This is a genomic window from Mesorhizobium sp. WSM4849, from assembly GCF_055811385.1.
Genome location: NZ_JBVVPW010000001.1, coordinates 277,914 through 296,781 on the forward strand (window position 1 = coordinate 277,914; position 18,868 = coordinate 296,781).

At 63.0% G+C, this 18,868-nt stretch carries 15 protein-coding genes; 7 read left to right on the forward strand and 8 right to left on the reverse strand.

Annotated features, from left to right (window positions below):
- Positions 1–6: 6 nt before the first annotated feature.
- Together mscL and AC0L3L_RS01280 are read left to right on the forward strand one after the other, a co-directional pair.
- Complete coding sequence (mscL, locus tag AC0L3L_RS01275; protein ID WP_473636244.1) at positions 7–423, forward strand: large conductance mechanosensitive channel protein MscL; 417 nt, start codon at positions 7–9, stop codon at positions 421–423.
- Positions 424–534: 111 nt separating this feature from the next.
- Complete coding sequence (locus tag AC0L3L_RS01280; RefSeq protein ID WP_473636245.1) at positions 535–1,701, forward strand: pyridoxal phosphate-dependent aminotransferase; 1,167 nt, start codon at positions 535–537, stop codon at positions 1,699–1,701.
- A 142-nt stretch (positions 1,702–1,843) separates the two neighbouring features.
- Here AC0L3L_RS01280 and hemA read toward each other — a convergent pair whose 3' ends face one another.
- Positions 1,844–3,121 carry a 5-aminolevulinate synthase gene (gene hemA / locus AC0L3L_RS01285; protein WP_473636246.1) on the reverse strand — a complete coding sequence of 426 codons (1,278 nt, stop codon included), beginning with the start codon at positions 3,119–3,121 and terminating at the stop codon, positions 1,844–1,846.
- 276 nt (positions 3,122–3,397) lie between these two features.
- On the opposite strand from hemA, the gene galE reads away from it, so the two are divergent.
- The 3 genes from galE (at position 3,398) to AC0L3L_RS01300 (ending at position 7,587) form a co-directional block, all read left to right on the forward strand.
- Positions 3,398–4,393 carry a UDP-glucose 4-epimerase GalE gene (galE, locus tag AC0L3L_RS01290; protein WP_473636247.1) on the forward strand — a complete coding sequence of 332 codons (996 nt, stop codon included), beginning with the start codon at positions 3,398–3,400 and terminating at the stop codon, positions 4,391–4,393.
- 113 nt (positions 4,394–4,506) lie between these two features.
- Positions 4,507–5,757, forward strand: a complete 1,251-nt coding sequence (locus tag AC0L3L_RS01295) for a D-amino acid dehydrogenase (protein WP_473636248.1) — start codon at positions 4,507–4,509, stop codon at positions 5,755–5,757.
- A 3-nt stretch (positions 5,758–5,760) separates the two neighbouring features.
- Positions 5,761–7,587 carry an alanine racemase gene (locus AC0L3L_RS01300; RefSeq protein WP_473483697.1) on the forward strand — a complete coding sequence of 609 codons (1,827 nt, stop codon included), beginning with the start codon at positions 5,761–5,763 and terminating at the stop codon, positions 7,585–7,587.
- Between the two features lie 96 nt (positions 7,588–7,683).
- Here the strand turns inward: AC0L3L_RS01300 and AC0L3L_RS01305 are convergent, their stop codons facing one another.
- The 7 genes from AC0L3L_RS01305 to AC0L3L_RS01335 all read right to left on the reverse strand — a co-directional run bounded on the left by AC0L3L_RS01305 (position 7,684) and on the right by AC0L3L_RS01335 (position 14,816).
- The gene (locus tag AC0L3L_RS01305) at positions 7,684–9,054 is read right to left on the reverse strand and encodes an FGGY-family carbohydrate kinase (RefSeq protein WP_473636249.1); all 1,371 of its coding nucleotides are present in this window, start codon (positions 9,052–9,054) and stop codon (positions 7,684–7,686) included.
- Positions 9,051–9,368, reverse strand: coding sequence for an L-rhamnose mutarotase (rhaM, locus tag AC0L3L_RS01310; RefSeq protein ID WP_473636250.1), 318 nt, complete (start codon positions 9,366–9,368; stop codon positions 9,051–9,053). Before rhaM ends, AC0L3L_RS01305 begins: the two co-directional genes overlap by 4 nt.
- Positions 9,368–10,369, reverse strand: a complete 1,002-nt coding sequence (locus AC0L3L_RS01315; protein ID WP_473636251.1) for an ABC transporter permease — start codon at positions 10,367–10,369, stop codon at positions 9,368–9,370. The genes rhaM and AC0L3L_RS01315 overlap by 1 nt, the downstream gene beginning before the upstream one ends.
- Entirely contained in the window at positions 10,366–11,343 is a 978-nt protein-coding gene (locus AC0L3L_RS01320; protein WP_473636252.1) for an ABC transporter permease, read from the reverse strand. The genes AC0L3L_RS01315 and AC0L3L_RS01320 overlap by 4 nt, the downstream gene beginning before the upstream one ends.
- On the reverse strand, positions 11,340–12,881 hold the full coding sequence (locus tag AC0L3L_RS01325) for a sugar ABC transporter ATP-binding protein (protein ID WP_473636253.1): 1,542 nt from the start codon (positions 12,879–12,881) through the stop codon (positions 11,340–11,342). Before AC0L3L_RS01325 ends, AC0L3L_RS01320 begins: the two co-directional genes overlap by 4 nt.
- Before the next feature lie 84 nt (positions 12,882–12,965).
- Positions 12,966–13,961 (reverse strand): rhamnose ABC transporter substrate-binding protein, encoded by a 996-nt coding sequence (rhaS, locus tag AC0L3L_RS01330; protein WP_473636254.1) that lies wholly within the window; start codon positions 13,959–13,961, stop codon positions 12,966–12,968.
- 45 nt (positions 13,962–14,006) lie between these two features.
- Positions 14,007–14,816, reverse strand: coding sequence for a DeoR/GlpR family DNA-binding transcription regulator (locus tag AC0L3L_RS01335; protein ID WP_473483688.1), 810 nt, complete (start codon positions 14,814–14,816; stop codon positions 14,007–14,009).
- Between the two features lie 192 nt (positions 14,817–15,008).
- On the opposite strand from AC0L3L_RS01335, the gene AC0L3L_RS01340 reads away from it, so the two are divergent.
- Entirely contained in the window at positions 15,009–17,111 is a 2,103-nt protein-coding gene (locus tag AC0L3L_RS01340; RefSeq protein WP_473636255.1) for a bifunctional rhamnulose-1-phosphate aldolase/short-chain dehydrogenase, read from the forward strand.
- A gap of 175 nt (positions 17,112–17,286) precedes the next feature.
- The gene (gene rhaI / locus AC0L3L_RS01345; protein WP_473636256.1) at positions 17,287–18,579 is read left to right on the forward strand and encodes an L-rhamnose catabolism isomerase; all 1,293 of its coding nucleotides are present in this window, start codon (positions 17,287–17,289) and stop codon (positions 18,577–18,579) included.
- The last annotated feature ends 289 nt before the right edge of the window (positions 18,580–18,868 follow it).

Consider the following 18,868-nt stretch of genomic DNA (forward strand, 5'->3'; position numbering starts at 1 on the left):
GGTCGGATGCTGAAAGAATTCCAGGAGTTCATTTCCAGGGGCAATGTCATGGACCTGGCCGTCGGCGTCATCATCGGCGCTGCCTTCGGCAGAATCGTCGATTCCCTGGTCACCGACATCATCATGCCCTTCATCGGCGCACTTGGAGGCGTCGATTTTTCAAACTATTTCATAGGTCTGTCGTCCGCTGTAAACGCAACCAACCTCGCCGACGCGCGCAAGCAAGGCGCGGTGTTTGCCTATGGTAACTTCATCACGGTGCTGCTGAACTTCATCATCCTCGCCTTCGTCATCTTCCTGATGGTCAAGGCGGTGAACAATCTGCGCCGGCGGCTAGAACAAGAAAAGCCCGCCACCCCTGCCGCTCCGCCTGCCGATGTCGCGCTGCTCACCGAAATTCGCGATCTCCTCGCCAGAAAATAGTCCGAAGACAGGTTCCCTGGACCAAAGCCCCGGTCGGTTTCGGCCGGGGTTTTCTATTTTCGCCCGTCGCAAAACACGCTAGCAGTCCAGAAGACGAAAACGGATCTATCCATGACCTTGATCGAGAATTTGCGCGCCGAGGCCCGGGCCGCGCCGGAAAGCGGCATTGTCGCCGTCATGAACCGCGGCCGCGACCGCGACGGCATGATCCCGCTCTGGGCCGGCGAGGGCGACCTGCCGACGCCCGCCTTTATCACCGATGCCGCTGCCCGGGCGCTCGCCGGCGGCGAGACCTTCTATACCTGGCAGAAAGGCATCCCCGAGCTGCGGCAGGCGCTCGCCCGCTATTACCTCAGGCATTTCGGCAAGAGCTTCGCCGATCAAGAATTCATCGTCACCGGTTCGGGCATGCATGCCATCCAACTGGCGATCGATGCCGTCGCCGGGAAGGGGGACGAACTCGTCTATCTGTCGCCGGCCTGGCCGAACTTCGCCGCAGCCGCCGGCGTGGCGGGCGCGGTCCCGGTCGCTGTCACGCTCGACCAGTCCGGCAATGGCTGGTCCTGCGACGTCGGCAAGATCGAGGCGGCGATCACGCCAAGGACAAAGGCGTTGTTCGTCAACACGCCGTCCAACCCGACCGGCTGGACCGCCGACAGGGAGACGCTGCAGGCGATCCTCGACCTCGCCCGCGAAAGGGGCCTGTGGATCATCGCCGACGAGATCTATTCGCTGTTCCACTACGGCGATAGTCGCGCGCCGTCCTTCATCGACATCATGGCCGATGAGGATCGCATCCTGTTCGTCAACAGTTTTTCCAAGAACTGGGCGATGACCGGCTGGCGGGTCGGCTGGATCAAGACCCATCCCTCGCTGCAGCAGGTGTTCGAGAATCTGGTCCAGTATTCGACCTCCGGCGTTGCCCAGTTCATGCAGCGCGGTGCTGTCGTCGCCCTAGACGAAGGCGACGCCTTCATCGTCGAGCAGGTGGAGCGGGCAAGGGCTGCGCGTGACCTGGTCTGCGGCATCCTGGCTGCGACCGGCAGAGCACGCTTCACCGTGCCGCAGGGCGCGTTCTATCTGTTCTTCGCAATCGACGGCATCACCGATTCACGCGCCGCCGCCTTCGACATCGTCGACCGCGCCAACGTCGGCCTGGCGCCCGGAACCGCCTTCGGTCCCGGCGGCGAAGCCTTCCTCAGGCTGTGCTTCCACCGCCGCCTCGACCAGCTCGAGGAAGCCGCACACCGGCTGGCGAAGTGGATGAAGAGTGTGTGAGGTTTGTTGAGGTTCGCAGGTAGGACAGCGCGAACCGTTTCACGTAAACGGCATGGATCATGCCGTGACCTTCGAATGCCGCGGCGTCGAAGAACAAGACGGCACCGGGAGCGGAAACTGCCATCATGCCCTCGGCTGAAGATCAACCGCCGGACTTCGGCACCAGCAGCGGAATGACGCGGTCGCTTTCCCTCACGGCCGGCCGGCCCGCAGAACCGTAAGAGATACCCAAAGCATCCCAGGTCTCGACCAGAGCGTCCTGAAGTTCCGCGATCAGTTGATCCGAATGGAATGGCGTCGGCGTGATCCGCAGCCGTTCGGTGCCGCGCGGCACGGTCGGGTAGTTGATCGGCTGGATATAGATGCCGTGGACGCCCAGCAGGCGGTCGCTGGCCATTTTGCAGAGCTCGGGATCGCCGACGAGCAGCGGGACGATGTGGGTAGCGGAGTCCATCACCGGCAGGCCGGCGGCGGAAAGAACCTGCTTGGTCCGCGTCGCCTGGCGCTGCTGCGCGTCGCGTTCGGCCTGCGAGCGCTTCAGGTGGCGGATCGACGTGGTCGCCGCGGCGGCGATGGCCGGCGGCAGCGCCGTGGTGAAAATGAAGCCCGGCGCATAGGAGCGCACGGCATCGATCACGGCACTTGTGCCGGTAATATAGCCGCCGAGCGTGCCGAACGCCTTGGCCAGCGTGCCTTCGATGATGTCGATACGGTCGGCCAGCCCTTCGCGCTCGGTGATGCCGCCACCGCGCGGCCCGTACATGCCAACGGCATGGACCTCGTCAATATAGGTCATGGCGTTATAGCGTTCGGCGAGATCGACGATCTGCTTGATCGGCGCGATGTCGCCATCCATCGAATAGACGCTCTCGAAGACGATCAGCTTGGCGCGTTCGCGGCCCGCCGCCTGTAGCAGGCTTTCGAGATGCGCAACGTCGTTGTGGCGGAAGATCTTCTTCTCGGCGCCCGAACGCCGCACGCCTTCGATCATCGAGGCGTGGTTCAACTCGTCCGAGACAATCAGGCAGTTGGGCAGAAGCCGCGCAATGGTCGAGATCGAGGCTTCGTTGGAGACGAAGCCGGAGGTGAAGACGAGTGCGGCTTCCTTGTCGTGCAGGTCGGCCAGTTCCAGTTCGAGCTCGACCAGCGGGTTGCTGGTGCCGGAGATGTTGCGGGTGCCACCGGCGCCAGATCCCATCTTGCCGGCGGCGTTCTGCATCGCGGCGATGACGTCTGGATGCTGGCCCATGCCGAGATAGTCGTTGGAGCACCAGACGGTGATTTCCTGGGCGCGGCCGTTGGCGCGCCAGATGGCGCGTGGGAATTTCCCCACGATGCGCTCGAGGTCGGCGAAGATGCGATAGCGACGCTCTGCGTGGAGCTGGTCGATCGCGTCTTCGAAGAACCGCTGATAGTTCATTTCGGCTTCCCAATTTTTGCGTGGGATCATAATCATTGCCCTATTCGACGTCTACTTGGCCTTTTTGGTCAAAATGCCACGCCCCAAGCCTGTTCCTAACGACCACGGATCATGGCCTATTCCCTTGATGTGGATCAATTTTGTTTCAGGACGATGCCATGCGCCGATGAGACCGGTTACCGCAGACACTAATGGTACTAATGGCCTAGTGGCAGGCTTTCCAGTAAGGCGGGTGTTGAGACAGGTTCCGATAAATCTTGAGCAGCGAGGACACGGATGACGGTTTTGGTGACAGGCGGTGCCGGCTATATCGGCAGCCATATGGTCTGGGAGCTGCTGGACGCGGGCGACAGCGTCGTCGTCCTCGACCGGCTTTCGACCGGCTTCGAGTGGGCCGTGGCGCCCGAGGCAAAGCTGGTCGTCGGCGATGTCGCCGACAAGGAATTGGTCGGTTCGATCATCCGAGACAATCGTGTCGATGCGATCATCCATTTTGCCGGCTCCATCGTGGTTCCCGAATCGGTCGCCGACCCGCTCGGTTATTACGAGAACAACACCTGCAAGACGCGCACGCTGATCGAGACCGCGGTGCGCGAGGGCGTGCCCAATTTCATCTTCTCCTCGACCGCCGCCGTCTATGGCGGCGCCGGGCTGGAGCCGGCGCGCGAGGATGCCCGCCTTGCACCGGAATCCCCCTACGGCCTGTCCAAGCTGATGAGCGAATGGATGCTGCGCGACGCCGCAATTGCCTATGGTTTGCGCTATACGGCGCTGCGCTACTTCAACGTCGCCGGCGCCGATCCGAGGGGCCGCACCGGCCAGTCGACGCCGGGCGCCACGCATTTGATCAAGGTTGCCGCCGAGACGGCGCTCGGCAAGCGACAGTTCATGCAGGTGTTCGGCACCGACTATCCGACACCGGACGGCACCTGCATGCGCGACTACATCCATGTCAGCGATCTGGCGGCGGCGCATCGGCTGGCGCTGGAACGGCTGCGCGCCGGTGGGGCAAGCCTCGTCGCCAATTGCGGCTACAGCCACGGCTATTCGGTGCTCGAGGTGATCGACAGCGTGCGGCGCGTCTTTGGCCATGATTTCGATGTGCGGATCGGCGAACGCCGTCCGGGCGACGCCGCCGCGGTGGTCGCCAATTCCGAGCTGGCGCGCCGCGAACTCGGCTGGACCCCGCAGCACGACGACCTCGACCGGATTGTCGCCGACGCGCTGGCGTGGGAGCGAATCCTGACCGGCAAGAATTCGGCGCGGAGCTGAAGTCCCGCTTTTCCCTCCGTGGGCTCGTAGATCGAGCGTAGAAGCGCTATTGAAGGAGCTGCGCGGCTGAAACGTGGAGGCGTTTCGGCCGTATTTGATCCTTTGGGGGCGGCATGAAGATATTGGTCCTTGGCGCTGGCGTCGTCGGCACGGCCGCCGCCTATTATCTGGCGAGCGACGGCCACGAGGTGACCGTCATCGAGCGCCATCCGACGGCGGCGCGCGGCACCAGCCAATCGAATGCCGGGCTGGTGTCGCCCGGCGACGCCACCGCCTGGGCCTCGCCCGCTGCGCTGAAGACGTTCCTGCGCGCGCTTTACAACCACAATCTCGGCATCAAGGTGCGGCTGCGCTTCGATCCCTTTTTCTTCGCCTGGAGTCTGCGCTTCCTGCGCCAGTGCACGCAAGCGCGCCTGCGTGCCAACACCGATATCAAGCTGCGCCTGGCGCTTTATTCGCGCGACTGCATCAACGCCATCTCGGCCGACACCGGCATCTACTATGACGAGCGCAAGAGGGGCATTCTTTATTTCTTCCGCTCGCAGCAGAGTTTTGATACCGGCACCGACAATTATCGCTATCTCGCCGAGCACGGTTTGCCGATCGAGATCGTCGGCCGCGACCGGCTGGTCGAGCTGGAGCCGGGCCTTGCCGGGGCCAAGGACAGAATAGCCGGCGGCGTCTATTCGCCGATCGACCAGACCGGCGACTCCAGCCAATTCACCCAAAACCTCGCTGCCTATGCCGCCGAGAAACTCGGCGTCCAATTCCTCTACACCACGACGGTCGAAGGCTTCGACATCGAAGGCGATCGGGTGCGCGCGGTGATGACCTCGGCCGGTCCGATAACAAGCGACGCCGTCGTCATCTCGATGGGCCCGGAAAGCGGCCTGCTCGGTCGCCGCTACGGCATCGACCTGCCGGTCTATCCGGTCAAGGGTTACACCGCGACCGTGCCGCTGGAGGACGAGAGCAAAGGGCCGACCATGGGCGGCGCCGACGAGGATCAGCTGATCGCCTATTCCAGGCTCGGCAACCGGCTGCGGCTTGCTTCGACCGCCGAGTTCACCGGCTTCGACCGCAGCCACAAGCCCAGCGATTTCGCCGCCATGTTCAGAACCGGCAACGAGCTTTTCCCCGGCGCCTTCGACGAGAACAAGGCCGAGCTCTGGGCCGGTCTGCGGCCGATGATGCCGAACTCGGTGCCAGTCATCGGCCAGGCGCGCTACAGCAATCTCTACCTCGACACCGGCCACGGCCATGTCGGCTGGACAATGGCCTGCGGTTCCGGAAAATTCCTTGCCGATGTGGTCGCCGGCCGCAAGCCGGAGATCGACCCGCAAGGTCTGGTCTACAAGGGCTAGATCATGTCCGGACCGCAAGTCGCCATCGACCTTGGCCGCATCGAGCGCAATGCGCGCACCATCGTCGACCGCTGCGCCTTATCGGGCATCAAGGTCTTCGGCGTCACCAAGGGCACATGCGGCATGCCGCAGGTGGCACGTGCCATGTTGCGCGGCGGCGTCGCCGGCATCGCCGAATCGCGCTTCGAAAACATCCGCCGGCTGCGCGACAGCGGCATCAACGCGCCGATCATGCTGCTGCGCAGTCCGCCGATGGCACGCATCGAGGAGGTGGTGCGCACCGTCGACATCAGCCTGCAATCCGAACTCGCCACCATCCGCGAGCTATCGCGCATCGCCGAACGCATGGGCCGCGTCCACGACATCATGCTGATGATCGATCTTGGCGACCTCAGGGAAGGCATCTGGCCGAACGATCTCATCCCGACGGTCGAGCAGATACTGGCGCTCAGGGGCGTTCGCATCGCCGGCATCGGCACCAATCTCGGTTGCTTCGGCGCCATCATGCCGACGGAGGAAAATCTCGGGCAACTCGTGGCCCACGCTTACAAGACCGAGCGCCTGTCCGGCGCAAGGCTGGACTGGATTTCAGGCGGCGCGTCATCGTCGCTGACGCTGCTGCTCGAAGGCAGGCTGCCCGCCGGCATCAACAATCTGCGCGTCGGCGAAGCGATCCTGCAGGGTGGTGTTGAAACCTTCCGCGAGACGCCGTGGGCCGAACTGGAACCCGATGCCTGCCGGCTGACCAGCGACATCATCGAGGTCAAGCTGAAGCCGTCGCGGCCGATCGGCCAATCCGGCTACGACGCTTTCGGCAACCAGCCTGTGTTTCCCGACGAGGGCGACAGGCTGCGCGCCATCGCCAATATCGGCCGCGAGGACGTCTTGGTCGAAGGTTTGACGCCGATTGCCAGGGGTGTGCGGGTGCTCGGCGCCTCCAGCGACCATCTGCTGCTCGACGTGACCGATGCCGAGCCGCCACCCGCCGTCGGCGACCGTGTCGCCTTCCGCATGAGCTATGGCGCCATGCTGCTGGCGATGACCTCGGAATATGTCGAAAAGGCCCCGATGCACGACGTCGAGGATTTCTCCGGCCGCAAGATGGTGTCGATATCAGCCGAACCGGCGGCCGCCGGCATCCTGGCCAGGGAAGCGACCGGCGCCCGGCTGGAGGCGATGAATTTCGACGTCGTCGAGCTGGCCGATATCGAGCGGCCACCATCCGGTCTGGTCCGGTTTACCGCCGGCGGTGACCGGCGCATCGCCCACAAGGCGCTGACGACGACCGCGCGGGCGACACACTCCTTCGGTTTGATCTGGATCGATTCCATCGCAGCACTTATGCCCGAGGACGAGGACGGCATCGATCTGCCGGAACGTTCGGTGCTGGCGCGGGCGCTCGGCCTCGATCACAAGTCCGGCGCGCTGCAGCCGCAGCTGTCGCCGGAAAACGTCGTCATCGTCGGGCTGCGCCATGCCGATCCGGCCGAGGCCCGGGTGCTGAAAGATTCGCGCGTCTCCGCCTTCACCATGACCGACATCGACGCCATGGGCATGCGCGACGTGATGCACGAGGCGATCCGCATTGCCACCTCCGGCACGCAGGGCTTCCATGTCAGCTATTCCCCTGATGTCACCGAATTCGCCGGCTGGGCGGCTGGCTCCGGCGGCATCACGGTGCGCGAAACGCATCAGGCGATGGAGGCCATCGCGCTGTCCGGCGGGCTGTTGTCGATGAATGTTTCCGGGCTGACATCAGGTTTCGAACCGCGATTGGCGACGGAAACGGTCAATTTCGTCATGTCGGCTTTCGGCAAGCGGATTCTCTAGGCATGATCCCGAACCGAAGGACCGCGTCAGCGAAAAGTGGACACCGGTTTTTGGTTCGCTGACCTTCGGTTCGGGAAAGATCATGCTCAAGAAATGTCAGCCCGGCGCGTCGACCGCCGCATGCCACGAGCGTCCATAGTTTGCCCAGGCTGGGCCGGCCGGCGGTTCGATCCTTTCGCCTTTGCCTTGGACTGTTCCTTGGTCCGACGCTAGCAAGGCGGCGCCAATGCTGGTGCCGGTCCCTGCCTCGGACGCTATGACGGCCCGCCCCGTCGCCGCAGCGAGCATCTGCATGAAAAGCCGGTTGCGGCCGAAAGGGCCCTCGACGATGGCCGGGCCTTCGGCGCCGATCAGATCGAGGCAGGCTGCGGTCATCAGCGCCAGATAAAAAGAGATAGCGGCAAAGCGCTGGCCGTTGTTGATCCCGTCGGCGTTGAGCCATGCGGCGGTATGATGCGGGAACGGCCCAGAACCTTGTTGCGTCGCCGGCAGCAGCAGGGTTGTCCTGGCGAATACCGTCCCAATATCCTCTTCGGTCCAGTCTTCCGATTGGCCTTCCGTCAGCACTGAAAATTCGCGGCCGCCCATGAAACGCGCCGAGGGAACTGGATCACCGAGCGCATTGACGTTGACCAGCGTGTCGCGGGCCGGGTCGAGCGCGATCTTGTTGCCGCCGACCGCCATCGACACCACCCAGGTGCCGGTCGAGACGACGGAGAAAGGCGGTCTGTCCGACAGGAGATGCGGCAGCAGCGATGCGTTGGAATCGTGCAGGCCGCAAAACACCGGAGTCTGCGGATCGAGCCCGGTCCGTGTCGCAAGCGCGGGTAGGATCGGGCCGAGGCGATCCTTCGCCGGCCGCACCGGCGCCATCAGGCGCCGCCATTGCATCTTGTCGACCAACGTCGAAAAATCCGCTTTCCACGGGTTCCACAGATCCGTGTGGCAGCCCAGCGAAGTCACTTCGTTGGCGGCGACGCCGGTCAGGCGCAAGGCCCAGTATTGCGGGTACATCAGGATCGCGGCGGCCCTGGCGAACTCAGCCGGAAACTTCCTCTGCTGCCAGAAGAACTGCGCGCCGAGATTGAGACCGACCGGCAGGCGCGGCGTGCCCGTCTCGGCGAAGGCCGGACGGATCGCCTCATAGCCCTCGGCGAGGGAGTCGGGCCCGGCGAATTCATAGTCGAGCACCGGCAGCGCCAGCTCACCGGCAGCGTCCAGCAGCACGCCCGTCGCGCCATGGGTGGTGATCGATATCGCATCGACGCGCTGTTCGCGATTGATCCCGGCGAGGCTGTCGAGGACGAACGACCACAGAAGCTCGACATCATGATGCGGGTAGGGACCGTCGGCAACGGGTGCGTTCGCCATACGGCGCAGCGCGACTTCGCGCAGATCGGCAAGATCGACCAGCGCCACCTTGGCATTGGTCTTGCCGATATCGATGACGGCGACGTGGCGGGTCATTCCATATGGAACATTGTTTCCAGCGGCACCGCCACCGGCTCGTTATCAGGCTTGGTCTCCATGATGTCGGCCATCTCGGCCCACCAGCGCTGCATCACGGGATGCTTCGGCAGTTCGTCCATGCCGTGATCGTCGCGCCGCCACAGCACGCCGAACAGTATGTTGGTCTCTTCGTCGAAATGGATCGAATAGTCGGAAACGCCGGCCTGTTTCAGCAGTGCGACCAGCGACGGCCAGATGTCGTCATGGCGCCTTTTGTATTCGGCCTTCATGCCGGGATTGAGCTTCATCTTGAACGCGTATTTTTCGGGCATCAGGTGAAGCGCTCCCGACGCACCCGCCGCCAGACGATAGGCAGCGCGATGACGATGATCAGCAGCAGGCCGATGAAGATCGACATGACGATGCCGGGCACGTTGAGCAGGCCAAGGCCAAAGGTCACTAGCCCCATGATGAAGGCGGCCAACACCACGCCCACTATGCTGCCGGCGCCGCCCAGGATGCTGACGCCGCCGAGCACCACCATGGTGATGACTTCCAATTCATAGCCTTGCGCGATCGACGGCCGGGTCGAACCGAGTCGCGAGGTGATCAGCACCGAGGCGATGCCCGCCATCAGCCCGGTCAGGCAGAACAGGAAGAATTTGATGCGGCCGACGCGCACGCCGGAAAACTGCGCCGCGACCGGATTGTTGCCGATGGCGAAGACGCGGCGGCCGAAGCTCGTCCGGTGCAGAAGGAACCAGTAGATGACGGCCGCGACGAGGAACAGCGTCAGTTCGAACGACACCACCCACCAGACATAACCCTGGCCGAAGAAGGCGAAGCTCGAGGGATAGCCCTTGTAGGCCTGGTCGCCGAGGACGATGAAGGCAATGCCGCGAAACAGGCTCATCGTGCCGATGGTGACGACGATCGACGGCAATCCCAGCCTTGTGACGAGCAGCCCGTTGAAGGCGCCGCAGCCGAGCCCGACAACGATGCCGATCGCCACCAGCACCGGCGTGCCGGCGCCAGCCTGCACCGCCATGCCCATCATCGTCGAGGCAAGCGCAATGATGGCGGCGACCGACAGGTCGATCTCGCCGGAAATGATCAGCAGCGCCATGGCGAGCGCGATCAGCGCCTTTTCAGTGAAGTTGAAGGTCAGGTCCGACAGCGACCACGCGTCGAGGAAATAGGGCGAGGCGAAGCTGTTGACGGCAAAGATGGCGACCGCCACAGCGACCAGCAGCGCCTCCCATGAGAAGATCGCCGAGTTGAGCGGCTTGTCGAGCCGGTCGGGAATGTGGCGTGGAGCAGGAGTGTCGGTCATGCCGCTTCCGCCTTTTTGAGGATGATGCGACCTTGCCGGCGTTCGCCGCGCGCGTTGAGCACCACGGCCAGGATGATGGCGCTGCCCGAAATCGCCATCTGCCAGAAGGGTGAGATGTTGATGACCGGCAGCGCATTGGAGATGATGCCGAGGAACAGCGCACCGAGCACCGCGCCGCCGACCGAGCCGATGCCGCCGGCGATCGAGATGCCGCCGATGACGCAGGCGGCGATGATGTTGAGCTCGTAGCCGTTGGCGACCTCGACCGAGGCGATGACGTAGCGCGAGATCCAGAGATAGCCGCAAAGCCCGGCGGCCATCCCCGAGATGCAGAAGACGATGAACTTGGTGCGGCCGACATCGATTCCGGCATAGACCGACGCGGTCGGATTGACGCCGATGGCGTAGATCGAGCGGCCGAGTGCGGTGCGCGTCATCAAGAGGAAGAACAAGGCGATGACCAGTATGGCAATCCACGACAGGACCGGAATGCCGAGGAAGGCCGCGCGCTGCAGGCCGATGAAATCAGGGCTCATCTGGTCGGCATTGACCCAGGCGCCGCCCGATATGACGAAGGTGGCGCCGCGATAGATGGTGAGCGTGCCGAGCGTCACCACGATCGACGGGATGTTCAGCCGCCACACCAGCAAGCCGTTGATCGCGCCGAGCACCAGTCCGACCAGAAGTGCGATGACGATCAGCAGCGGGATCGGGATTGCCGGATGCGCGGCGTTCAGCATCGCTACCACCATGCCGGTGAAGCACAGGTTGGACGCCATCGACAGGTCGATCGAGCGGGTCAGGATCACCACCATCTGCCCCAGCGCCAGGATCATCAGGATCGAGGTGTCGTTGAACACCTGGCGCAGATTGGCCGGATTGGCAAAACCCGGAAAGCGCATCGAGATCAGCCCGATCAGCACAACGATTGCCGCGAGCAGCCAGACTTCGCGATATCTAGGAAAAGCCTTCATGCTGCGATCCCCGCTGCCGTCTTGACCAGCGTTTCCGCGTCGAGCCCCTTATTGTCGTAGACCGAAGCGATGCGGCCCTCGCGCATGACGACGACGCGGTCGGACATGCCGAGGATTTCGGGCAGTTCGGACGAGACCATGATCACCGACAGGCCCTGCGCAACGAGCTCAGCCATAAAGCCGTGCACGGCGGCCTTGGAGCCGATGTCGATGCCTTTGGTTGGCTCGTCGAGGATGATCACCTTGGGCGCGGTCGCCAGCCATTTGGCGATGACGATCTTCTGCTGGTTGCCGCCCGACAGCGTGCCGACATCCTGGCTGAGCGACGAGGCGCGCAAATCGAGCCGCTCGGTGTAGGAACGGGCCAGCGCGAACTCCTCCGCCAGCCGCAGCATGCCGGATTTGGATGTGCGCTTGAGTGAGGGCAGCGAGATATTCTGGAAGATCGGCAGGCCGATCACCACGCCCTGCTTGCCGCGTTCTTCCGGCACATAGACGATGCCGGCGTCGATCGAATCCGCCGCCGATTTCGGCACGATCGCCTTGCCTTCCAGCGTGATCGTTCCGCTGCTGGTGCGGGTGATGCCTGATATCGCCTGCATCACTTCGCTGCGCCCGGCGCCGACAAGGCCGTAGAAGCCGAGGATTTCGCCCTTGTGCAACTTGAAGCCGATGTCGTCGAACTCAGTCGGGTGCGACAGGCCGGAGACAGTGAGCACCGGAGCGCCGATCTCGGCCTTGCGCTGCGGAAAGATGTGATCGACGGCACGGCCGACCATCATGCGCACGATCTGGCTCTGGCCGGCATCCCTGATCAGGCCTTCGCCGACCATCTCGCCGTCGCGGAACACCGTATAGCGGTCGGCGACGCGGTAGATTTCGTCGAACTTGTGGCTGATGAACAGGATCGCCTTGCCTTCGCTCTTCAGGAACTCGACCAGCAAAAAGAGCTCCTCGATCTCCTTCAGCGAAAGCGCTGCGGTCGGCTCGTCCATGATTACGATCTGCGCATCGATCGACATGGCGCGGGCGACGGCGACGAGGTGCTTGTTGGCGATGCCGAGGTCCTTCAGCCGCGCATCGGCGTCGATGTGGCCGGCGCCCATCGTATCAAGGACTTCACGGGCATTCTTGCGCATGGTGCGCCAGTCGATGGTGCCGAAGCGCGATCGCGGCGCATGGCCGAGAAAGATGTTCTCGGCCACCGTCAGATCGTCGAACAGTACGGTTTCCTGATGGATGGCCGTGATGCCATGCCCGAAAGCGGCATGGGCGCTGGGTAAGGTGACGGCTTGGCCGTCGATACTGATGGTGCCCGCGTCGGGCTGGTAGATGCCGGTCATGATCTTGACCAAGGTCGATTTGCCGGCGCCGTTTTCGCCAATCAGCGCGGTCACCTGGCCGGGATAGAGCGACAGGCTGACATCGTGCAGTGCGCGCACGCCGGGAAAACTCTTCGAGATGCCGGACAGGGTCAGGCGCGGAACCGGAGTCAGAGGCTGTTCGGTGGTCGGGTTGAGTTGGGCTGTCGTGTCCATAGTCGTATCAAGCCCTGAAGCAAGGTTCGTTTGAAGGCGCGGCGGAACCTCTGCCCCGCCGCGCCGGCTTGAAGGGCTCCAGGATCAATAGATCTTGGAGAACTCTTCGATGTTCGACTTGTCGAACTTGAAGGGCGGAGCCATCGCAGCCGAATTGGTGTCGTCGAGCGTGACTTTTCCAACGCGGCCGATCGACAGCGTCGCACCCGGCTTGGCTTCTTCCTTCTTCACCGCCAGATCATAGGCGAGGTAGACGGCTGAGTAGCCGAGATCGATCGGGTTCCACAGCGCAACCGCTTGGCTGGCGCCGTTGTCGATGAACTTCTTGAACTCCGACGGCAGTGCCAGGCCGGTGACGTTGACCTTGCCGATCAGGCCCTGGTCGGTCACCACCTGCGCGGCGGCAACGACGCCGACCGTGGTCGGTGCGATGATCGCCTTGAGGTTCGGATAGGATTTTAGCAGGCCCTTGGCCTCGTCCGTGCTCTTGGCCGAGTCGTCATCGCCATAGACGGTGGCGACGAGATTGATCTTGGGGAATTTCTCCGGCAGCACCTTCTTGGCCGCGTCGATCCAGGCGTTCTGGTTGGTCGCGGTCGACGAAGCTGACAGGATGGCGACATCGCCGCCTTCCGGCAGGTAGTCGGCGGCTAGCTTGATGATGGTCTCGCCGATCAGGTTGGTGTCCGAGGGGTTGAGGTGGAGCTGGCGGCCTTCCGGAGCGACGCCCGAATCCCACGAGATGACGGTGATGCCGCGATCCATCGCCTTCTTCAGCGCCGGAACCAGCGCGTCAGCGTCATTGGCCGAAATGGCGATGGCGTTGACCTTCTGGGCGATCAGCGAGTTGATCACTTCGATCTGCGCTTCGGCGGTCGCCTTGGTCGGGCCGGTGTAGATGATGTCGACGTCGCCAAGTTCCTTGGCCGCCTCTTCGGCGCCCTTGTTGGCGGCGTCGAAGAAGCCGTTGCCGAGCGACTTCACCACCAGCGCGATCTTGACGTTCTCGGCATAGGCCGCATTTACGAACATAGCGGCGGAGAACGCCGCCGTGACCATCAATTTCTTCAGAAAGCTCATCGAATATCCTCCCTTGAGCGTTGCATTCCATCGCCGCTGCGGGCCTCAGGCCTGCAGCGAAGATTCTTCCTTATTGCCTAGCGTTGTGCGGGCGACGATCAGCGTCACACCGGCGGTCTCCAACATCTTGGCCTCGCGATCCTCGATGCCGTCGTCGGTGATGACGGTCGCGATGCGCGACAGGCCGCACAGGATCAGGCTCGAGCGTTTGCGGAACTTCGACGAGTCGACCAGCACCACCAGTTCGTCGGCCTGATCGATCAGTTTCTGCTCGGCCTGGATCAGCAGCGGATCGCCTTCCATCAGGCCCAACGGCCCGAGCCCTTGCGCGCCCATGAACATGCGGCGCGCATAGAAATTGCGCGTCACGTCATTTTCGAAGGGGGACAGGATGATGTTCTGCTCGCGGTAGATGGTGCCGCCCGACAGCATCACCGTGTTCTTGGAGTGCTTGAGCAGGTGCTCGGCGATCGGAAAGGAATTGGTGAAGATCGGCATCCGGCGGCCGGTCAGGAAATGCACCATCTGGAAGGTGGTGGTGCCGCCATTGATGATGATCGGCTCGCCGTCCTTGCACAGTTCCACGGCGTCCCGCGCGATCGCCCGCTTCTGCGCAGCGTTGATCGTCTCGTTGACGGAGAAAGGCCGGCCGGCAAGGCCGATGAACTGCGGTGGGGTGATCGCCTCGGCGCCGCCACGCACGCGGCGCAGGCGCTTTTGCACATGCAATGCGGCGATGTCGCGCCGGATCGTCGCCTCGGACGAGTCTGTCAGGTCGACCATCTCCTGCACCGTCACCACAGGCTTTTCCTGGACGGCGGACAAAATGATCCTGTGGCGCTCTTTTTCGTGCATGGTTCCTCCCTGCCAGCACATCTAGGCACTCAAAACGCGCAGTGTCAATCATTTCCGATCAGATAAATCCATTGTGCAGTGCAATATGATCGATGTTGATCGTTTGTGATTGACAACGCCGCCGCTTGCGTAGAAATTCGGACCAAAGGGACCGCGCCGTTTTGCGCGTCTCACGTCACGGGAGGATTACCTATGCTCGACAAGCGCTCCGGCACGCGCCTCGCCAATCTTTGGAATGAGGCGAAAGCCCTGGGGATGAGCGAGCCGGAACGTCTCGTCTATCGCTCGAATGTTCTTGGCTCCGACAAGCGCGTCACCAACTATGGCGGCGGCAACACCTCTTCCAAGATCTGGCAAACGGATCCGCTCACCGGCGAGAGCGTGGAAGTGCTGTGGGTCAAGGGCTCGGGCGGCGACAGCGCCTCGATCAAGCTCGACGGTTTCGCCACGCTCTACATGGACAAGCTTAGGGCGCTGAAGGGTCTCTACCGTGGCCTCGAGCATGAGGACGAGATGGTCGGCTATCTGCCCCACTGCACCTTCAACCTCAATCCGCGCGCGGCCTCGATCGACACGCCGCTGCACGCCTTCGTGCCGAAGCCCTATGTCGACCACATGCATCCCGACGCGATCATCGCGATTGCCGCCGCCAAGGATTCGCAGGCGCTGACCAAGGAGATCTTCGGCGACGCGATCGGCTGGCTGCCATGGAAGCGTCCGGGCTTTGAACTCGGCCTCTGGCTGGAAAAATTCTGCCTCGAAAACCCTGAGGCCAAGGGTGTCGTGCTGGCGAGCCATGGCCTGTTCACCTGGGGCGAGACGCCTCGGGAATGCTACGAGACGACGATCTCGGTGATCAACCAGGCGATCGAATGGTTCGAGCGCAAGTCTGAAGGCAAGCCGATCTTCGGCGGCGAAGTCGTCAAATCGCTCGACGCACCAGCGCGTCGCGCCGTGGCCGCAAGGCTGATGCCGAGGATCCGCGGCCTGATTTCGGAGAAGAGCCACAAGCTTGGCCATTTCGACGATTCGCCCGCCGTGCTCGAATTCGTCAATTCGAAGGATTTGCGCCCGCTGGCGGCGCTCGGCACGTCCTGCCCCGACCATTTCCTGCGCACCAAGATCCGGCCGCTGGTCATCGAGTTCGATCCCAAGGCCCCCGATGTCGATGCCGTCATCGCCCGTCTCGCCGACGACGTAGCGGAGTATCGCGTCGGCTATCAGGGCTATTATGACAGGTGCAAGCATGCCGATTCGCCACCCGTGCGTGATCCGAACGCGGTGGTCTATCTGATGCCCGGCGTCGGCATGTTCACCTTCGCCGGCGACAAGGCGACGGCGCGCATCTCAGGCGAGTTCTACGTCAACGCCATCAATGTCATGCGCGGCGCCTCGACGGTCTCGACCTATGTCGGCCTGCCCGAGCAGGAAGCTTTCGACATAGAATACTGGCTGCTCGAAGAGGCAAAGCTGCAGCGCCTGCCGAAGCCGAAGGCTCTTGCCGGCCAGATCGCGCTGGTCACCGGCGGCGCCGGCGGCATCGGCCGGGCGACGGCCAACCGGCTCCTGCGCGAAGGCGCCTGCGTCGTGCTGGCCGACATCGACGAAGCAGCCCTTGCCAGCGCCAATGACGAGCTTGCCAAAGCCTATGGCAAGGATTTCGTGCGGCCGGTGGTCATCAATGTCACCGCCGAGGACCAGGTGATCTCCGGCTTTGCCGAGACGGCGGTCGAATTCGGCGGCATCGATATTCTGGTGTCGAATGCCGGCCTGGCAACCTCGGCGCCGATCGAGGAGACGACGCTGGCGCTGTGGAACAAGAACATGGACATCTTGTCGACCGGCTATTTCCTGGTTTCGCGGGAAGCATTCCGGCTGTTCCGTGCGCAAAAAATCGGCGGCAATGTCGTCTTCGTCGCCTCCAAGAACGGTCTTGCCGCATCGCCCAACGCCGCCGCCTATTGCACTGCCAAGGCCGCCGAAATCCATCTGTCGCGCTGCCTGGCGCTGGAGGGCGCCGACGCCCAGATCAGGGTCAATGTCGTCAATCCCGACGCCGTGCTGCGCGGCTCGAAGATCTGGACCGGCGAGTGGAAGGAACAGCGCGCCGCCGCCTACAAAATGTCGACCGACGACCTCGAGGAGCACTACCGCTCGCGCTCGATGCTGAAGCGTTCGGTGTTCCCCGAAGATATCGCCGAGGCGATCTATTTCTTTGCCTCCGACATGTCGGCCAAGTCGACCGGCAACATCGTCAATGTCGACGCGGGCAACGCCCAGAGTTTTACGCGGTAGGCGATCATTTTTTGAGGGTTGCGCTGCCCCTCACCCTTACCCTCTCCCCGTAAGGACGGTGAGAGGGGTCGCCAACGCCGGAGCGCTTCCCTTCTCCCCGTCCCTATACGGGGAGAAGGTGCCGGCAGGCGGATGAGTGGCAGCGCCAACCGAACGCCATTTGGGAGGAAACGCAGTGTCCGAAACCATCATCTCCGCCGACATCGTCGACAAGGACAACGCCGTCCGCGAAGCCGACCTCAAGCGCGATTACGACTCGCTCGGCGAGCGCCTCGACCGCCGCGGCATCGCCATCGACGCTATCAGAGACAAAGTCGAAAAATTCGCTGTGGCGATCCCGTCCTGGGGCGTCGGCACCGGCGGCACCCGCTTTGCCCGCTTTCCCGGCGCCGGCGAGCCGCGCGACATCTTCGACAAGATCGAGGACTGCGCCGTCATCCGGCAGTTGACGCAGGCCACACCCAAGGTCTCGCTGCACATTCCGTGGGACAAGGCCGACCCGAACCGGCTGAAGCAGGCGGCCTCCCGCTTCGGCCTCGGCTTCGACGCCATGAATTCGAACACGTTCTCCGACGCCAGGGACCAAAAACTTTCCTACAAATTCGGCTCGCTGTCGCATGCCGATGCCGCAACACGCCGGCAGGCGGTCGAGCACAATCTCGAATGCATCGAGATCGGCAAGACGCTGGGCTCGAAGGCGCTGACGGTGTGGATCGGCGACGGCTCGAATTTTCCCGGCCAGGTCAATTTCGCCAAGGCGTTCGAGCGTTATCTCGACGCGATGAAGGAGATCTACGCCGGACTGCCGGACGACTGGAAGCTGTTCACCGAGCACAAGATGTACGAGCCGGCCTTCTATTCGACGGTCGTGCAGGATTGGGGCACCAACTACATCATCGCCAAAGAGCTCGGCGATAAGGCGTTCTGCCTGGTCGACCTCGGCCATCACGCGCCCAACGTCAACATCGAGATGATCGTGTCGCGGCTGATCCAGTTCAAGAAGCTCGGCGGCTTCCATTTCAACGATTCGAAATATGGCGACGACGATCTCGACGCCGGCTCGATCGATCCCTACCGGCTGTTCCTCGTCTTCAACGAACTGGTCGATGCCGACCTTTCCGGTGCCGAAGGTTTTGATCCGGCCCACATGCTCGACCAGAGCCACAACGTCACCGATCCGATCGAAAGCCTGATGCTGTCGGCGGTCGAGGTGCAGCGCGCCTATGCGCAGGCGCTGCTGGTCGATCGCAAGGCACTGGAGGGGTTCCAGGACACCAACGACGCGCTGATGGCGACGCAGACGCTGAAAGCCGCCTATCGCACCGATGTCGAGCCGATCCTCGCCATGGCGCGGCTGAACACGGGCGGCGCCATCGATCCGGTCGCCGCCTATCGCGCCGCCGCCTATCGGGCCAAGGTCGCGGCGGAACGGCCGCCGGTTGCGGGTGGCAGCGGCGGGATTGTTTGATACCGGCCTGAAACGAAAAAACCCGCCTGAAGCGGGTCGCGGCGCAAATCAACATTATAATTAAATCTATAGCATAGTTGTCGGCACAAAGCAAGAACAAAACGGCTGAAGCGTGAAGCATAGGCTTGCCGTCAACGCGGCGACGCTGAGAGGTCACGGCATGGATCCTAGGGTCTCCGCGACGTCGCTTCGCTCCTGCTCCGCCCTAGGATGACGAAGGCGTGTTGGCCTACAGCTAATCGCAGATGGCGGAGATTTGGCAGTTGCGTCGCAGCGTAGGTAGGCCGAT

What these genes read in the sequence shown, in the direction of transcription:
- mscL (WP_473636244.1), top strand. Translation starts at nt 7, where the DNA reads ATGCTGAAAGAATTCCAGGAGTTCATTTCCAGGGGCAATGTCATGGAC.
- AC0L3L_RS01280 (WP_473636245.1), top strand. Translation starts at nt 535, where the DNA reads ATGACCTTGATCGAGAATTTGCGCGCCGAGGCCCGGGCCGCGCCGGAA.
- hemA (WP_473636246.1), bottom strand. Translation starts at nt 3,121, where the DNA reads ATGAACTATCAGCGGTTCTTCGAAGACGCGATCGACCAGCTCCACGCA.
- galE (WP_473636247.1), top strand. Translation starts at nt 3,398, where the DNA reads ATGACGGTTTTGGTGACAGGCGGTGCCGGCTATATCGGCAGCCATATG.
- AC0L3L_RS01295 (WP_473636248.1), top strand. Translation starts at nt 4,507, where the DNA reads ATGAAGATATTGGTCCTTGGCGCTGGCGTCGTCGGCACGGCCGCCGCC.
- AC0L3L_RS01300 (WP_473483697.1), top strand. Translation starts at nt 5,761, where the DNA reads ATGTCCGGACCGCAAGTCGCCATCGACCTTGGCCGCATCGAGCGCAAT.
- AC0L3L_RS01305 (WP_473636249.1), bottom strand. Translation starts at nt 9,054, where the DNA reads ATGACCCGCCACGTCGCCGTCATCGATATCGGCAAGACCAATGCCAAG.
- rhaM (WP_473636250.1), bottom strand. Translation starts at nt 9,368, where the DNA reads ATGCCCGAAAAATACGCGTTCAAGATGAAGCTCAATCCCGGCATGAAG.
- AC0L3L_RS01315 (WP_473636251.1), bottom strand. Translation starts at nt 10,369, where the DNA reads ATGACCGACACTCCTGCTCCACGCCACATTCCCGACCGGCTCGACAAG.
- AC0L3L_RS01320 (WP_473636252.1), bottom strand. Translation starts at nt 11,343, where the DNA reads ATGAAGGCTTTTCCTAGATATCGCGAAGTCTGGCTGCTCGCGGCAATC.
- AC0L3L_RS01325 (WP_473636253.1), bottom strand. Translation starts at nt 12,881, where the DNA reads ATGGACACGACAGCCCAACTCAACCCGACCACCGAACAGCCTCTGACT.
- rhaS (WP_473636254.1), bottom strand. Translation starts at nt 13,961, where the DNA reads ATGAGCTTTCTGAAGAAATTGATGGTCACGGCGGCGTTCTCCGCCGCT.
- AC0L3L_RS01335 (WP_473483688.1), bottom strand. Translation starts at nt 14,816, where the DNA reads ATGCACGAAAAAGAGCGCCACAGGATCATTTTGTCCGCCGTCCAGGAA.
- AC0L3L_RS01340 (WP_473636255.1), top strand. Translation starts at nt 15,009, where the DNA reads ATGCTCGACAAGCGCTCCGGCACGCGCCTCGCCAATCTTTGGAATGAG.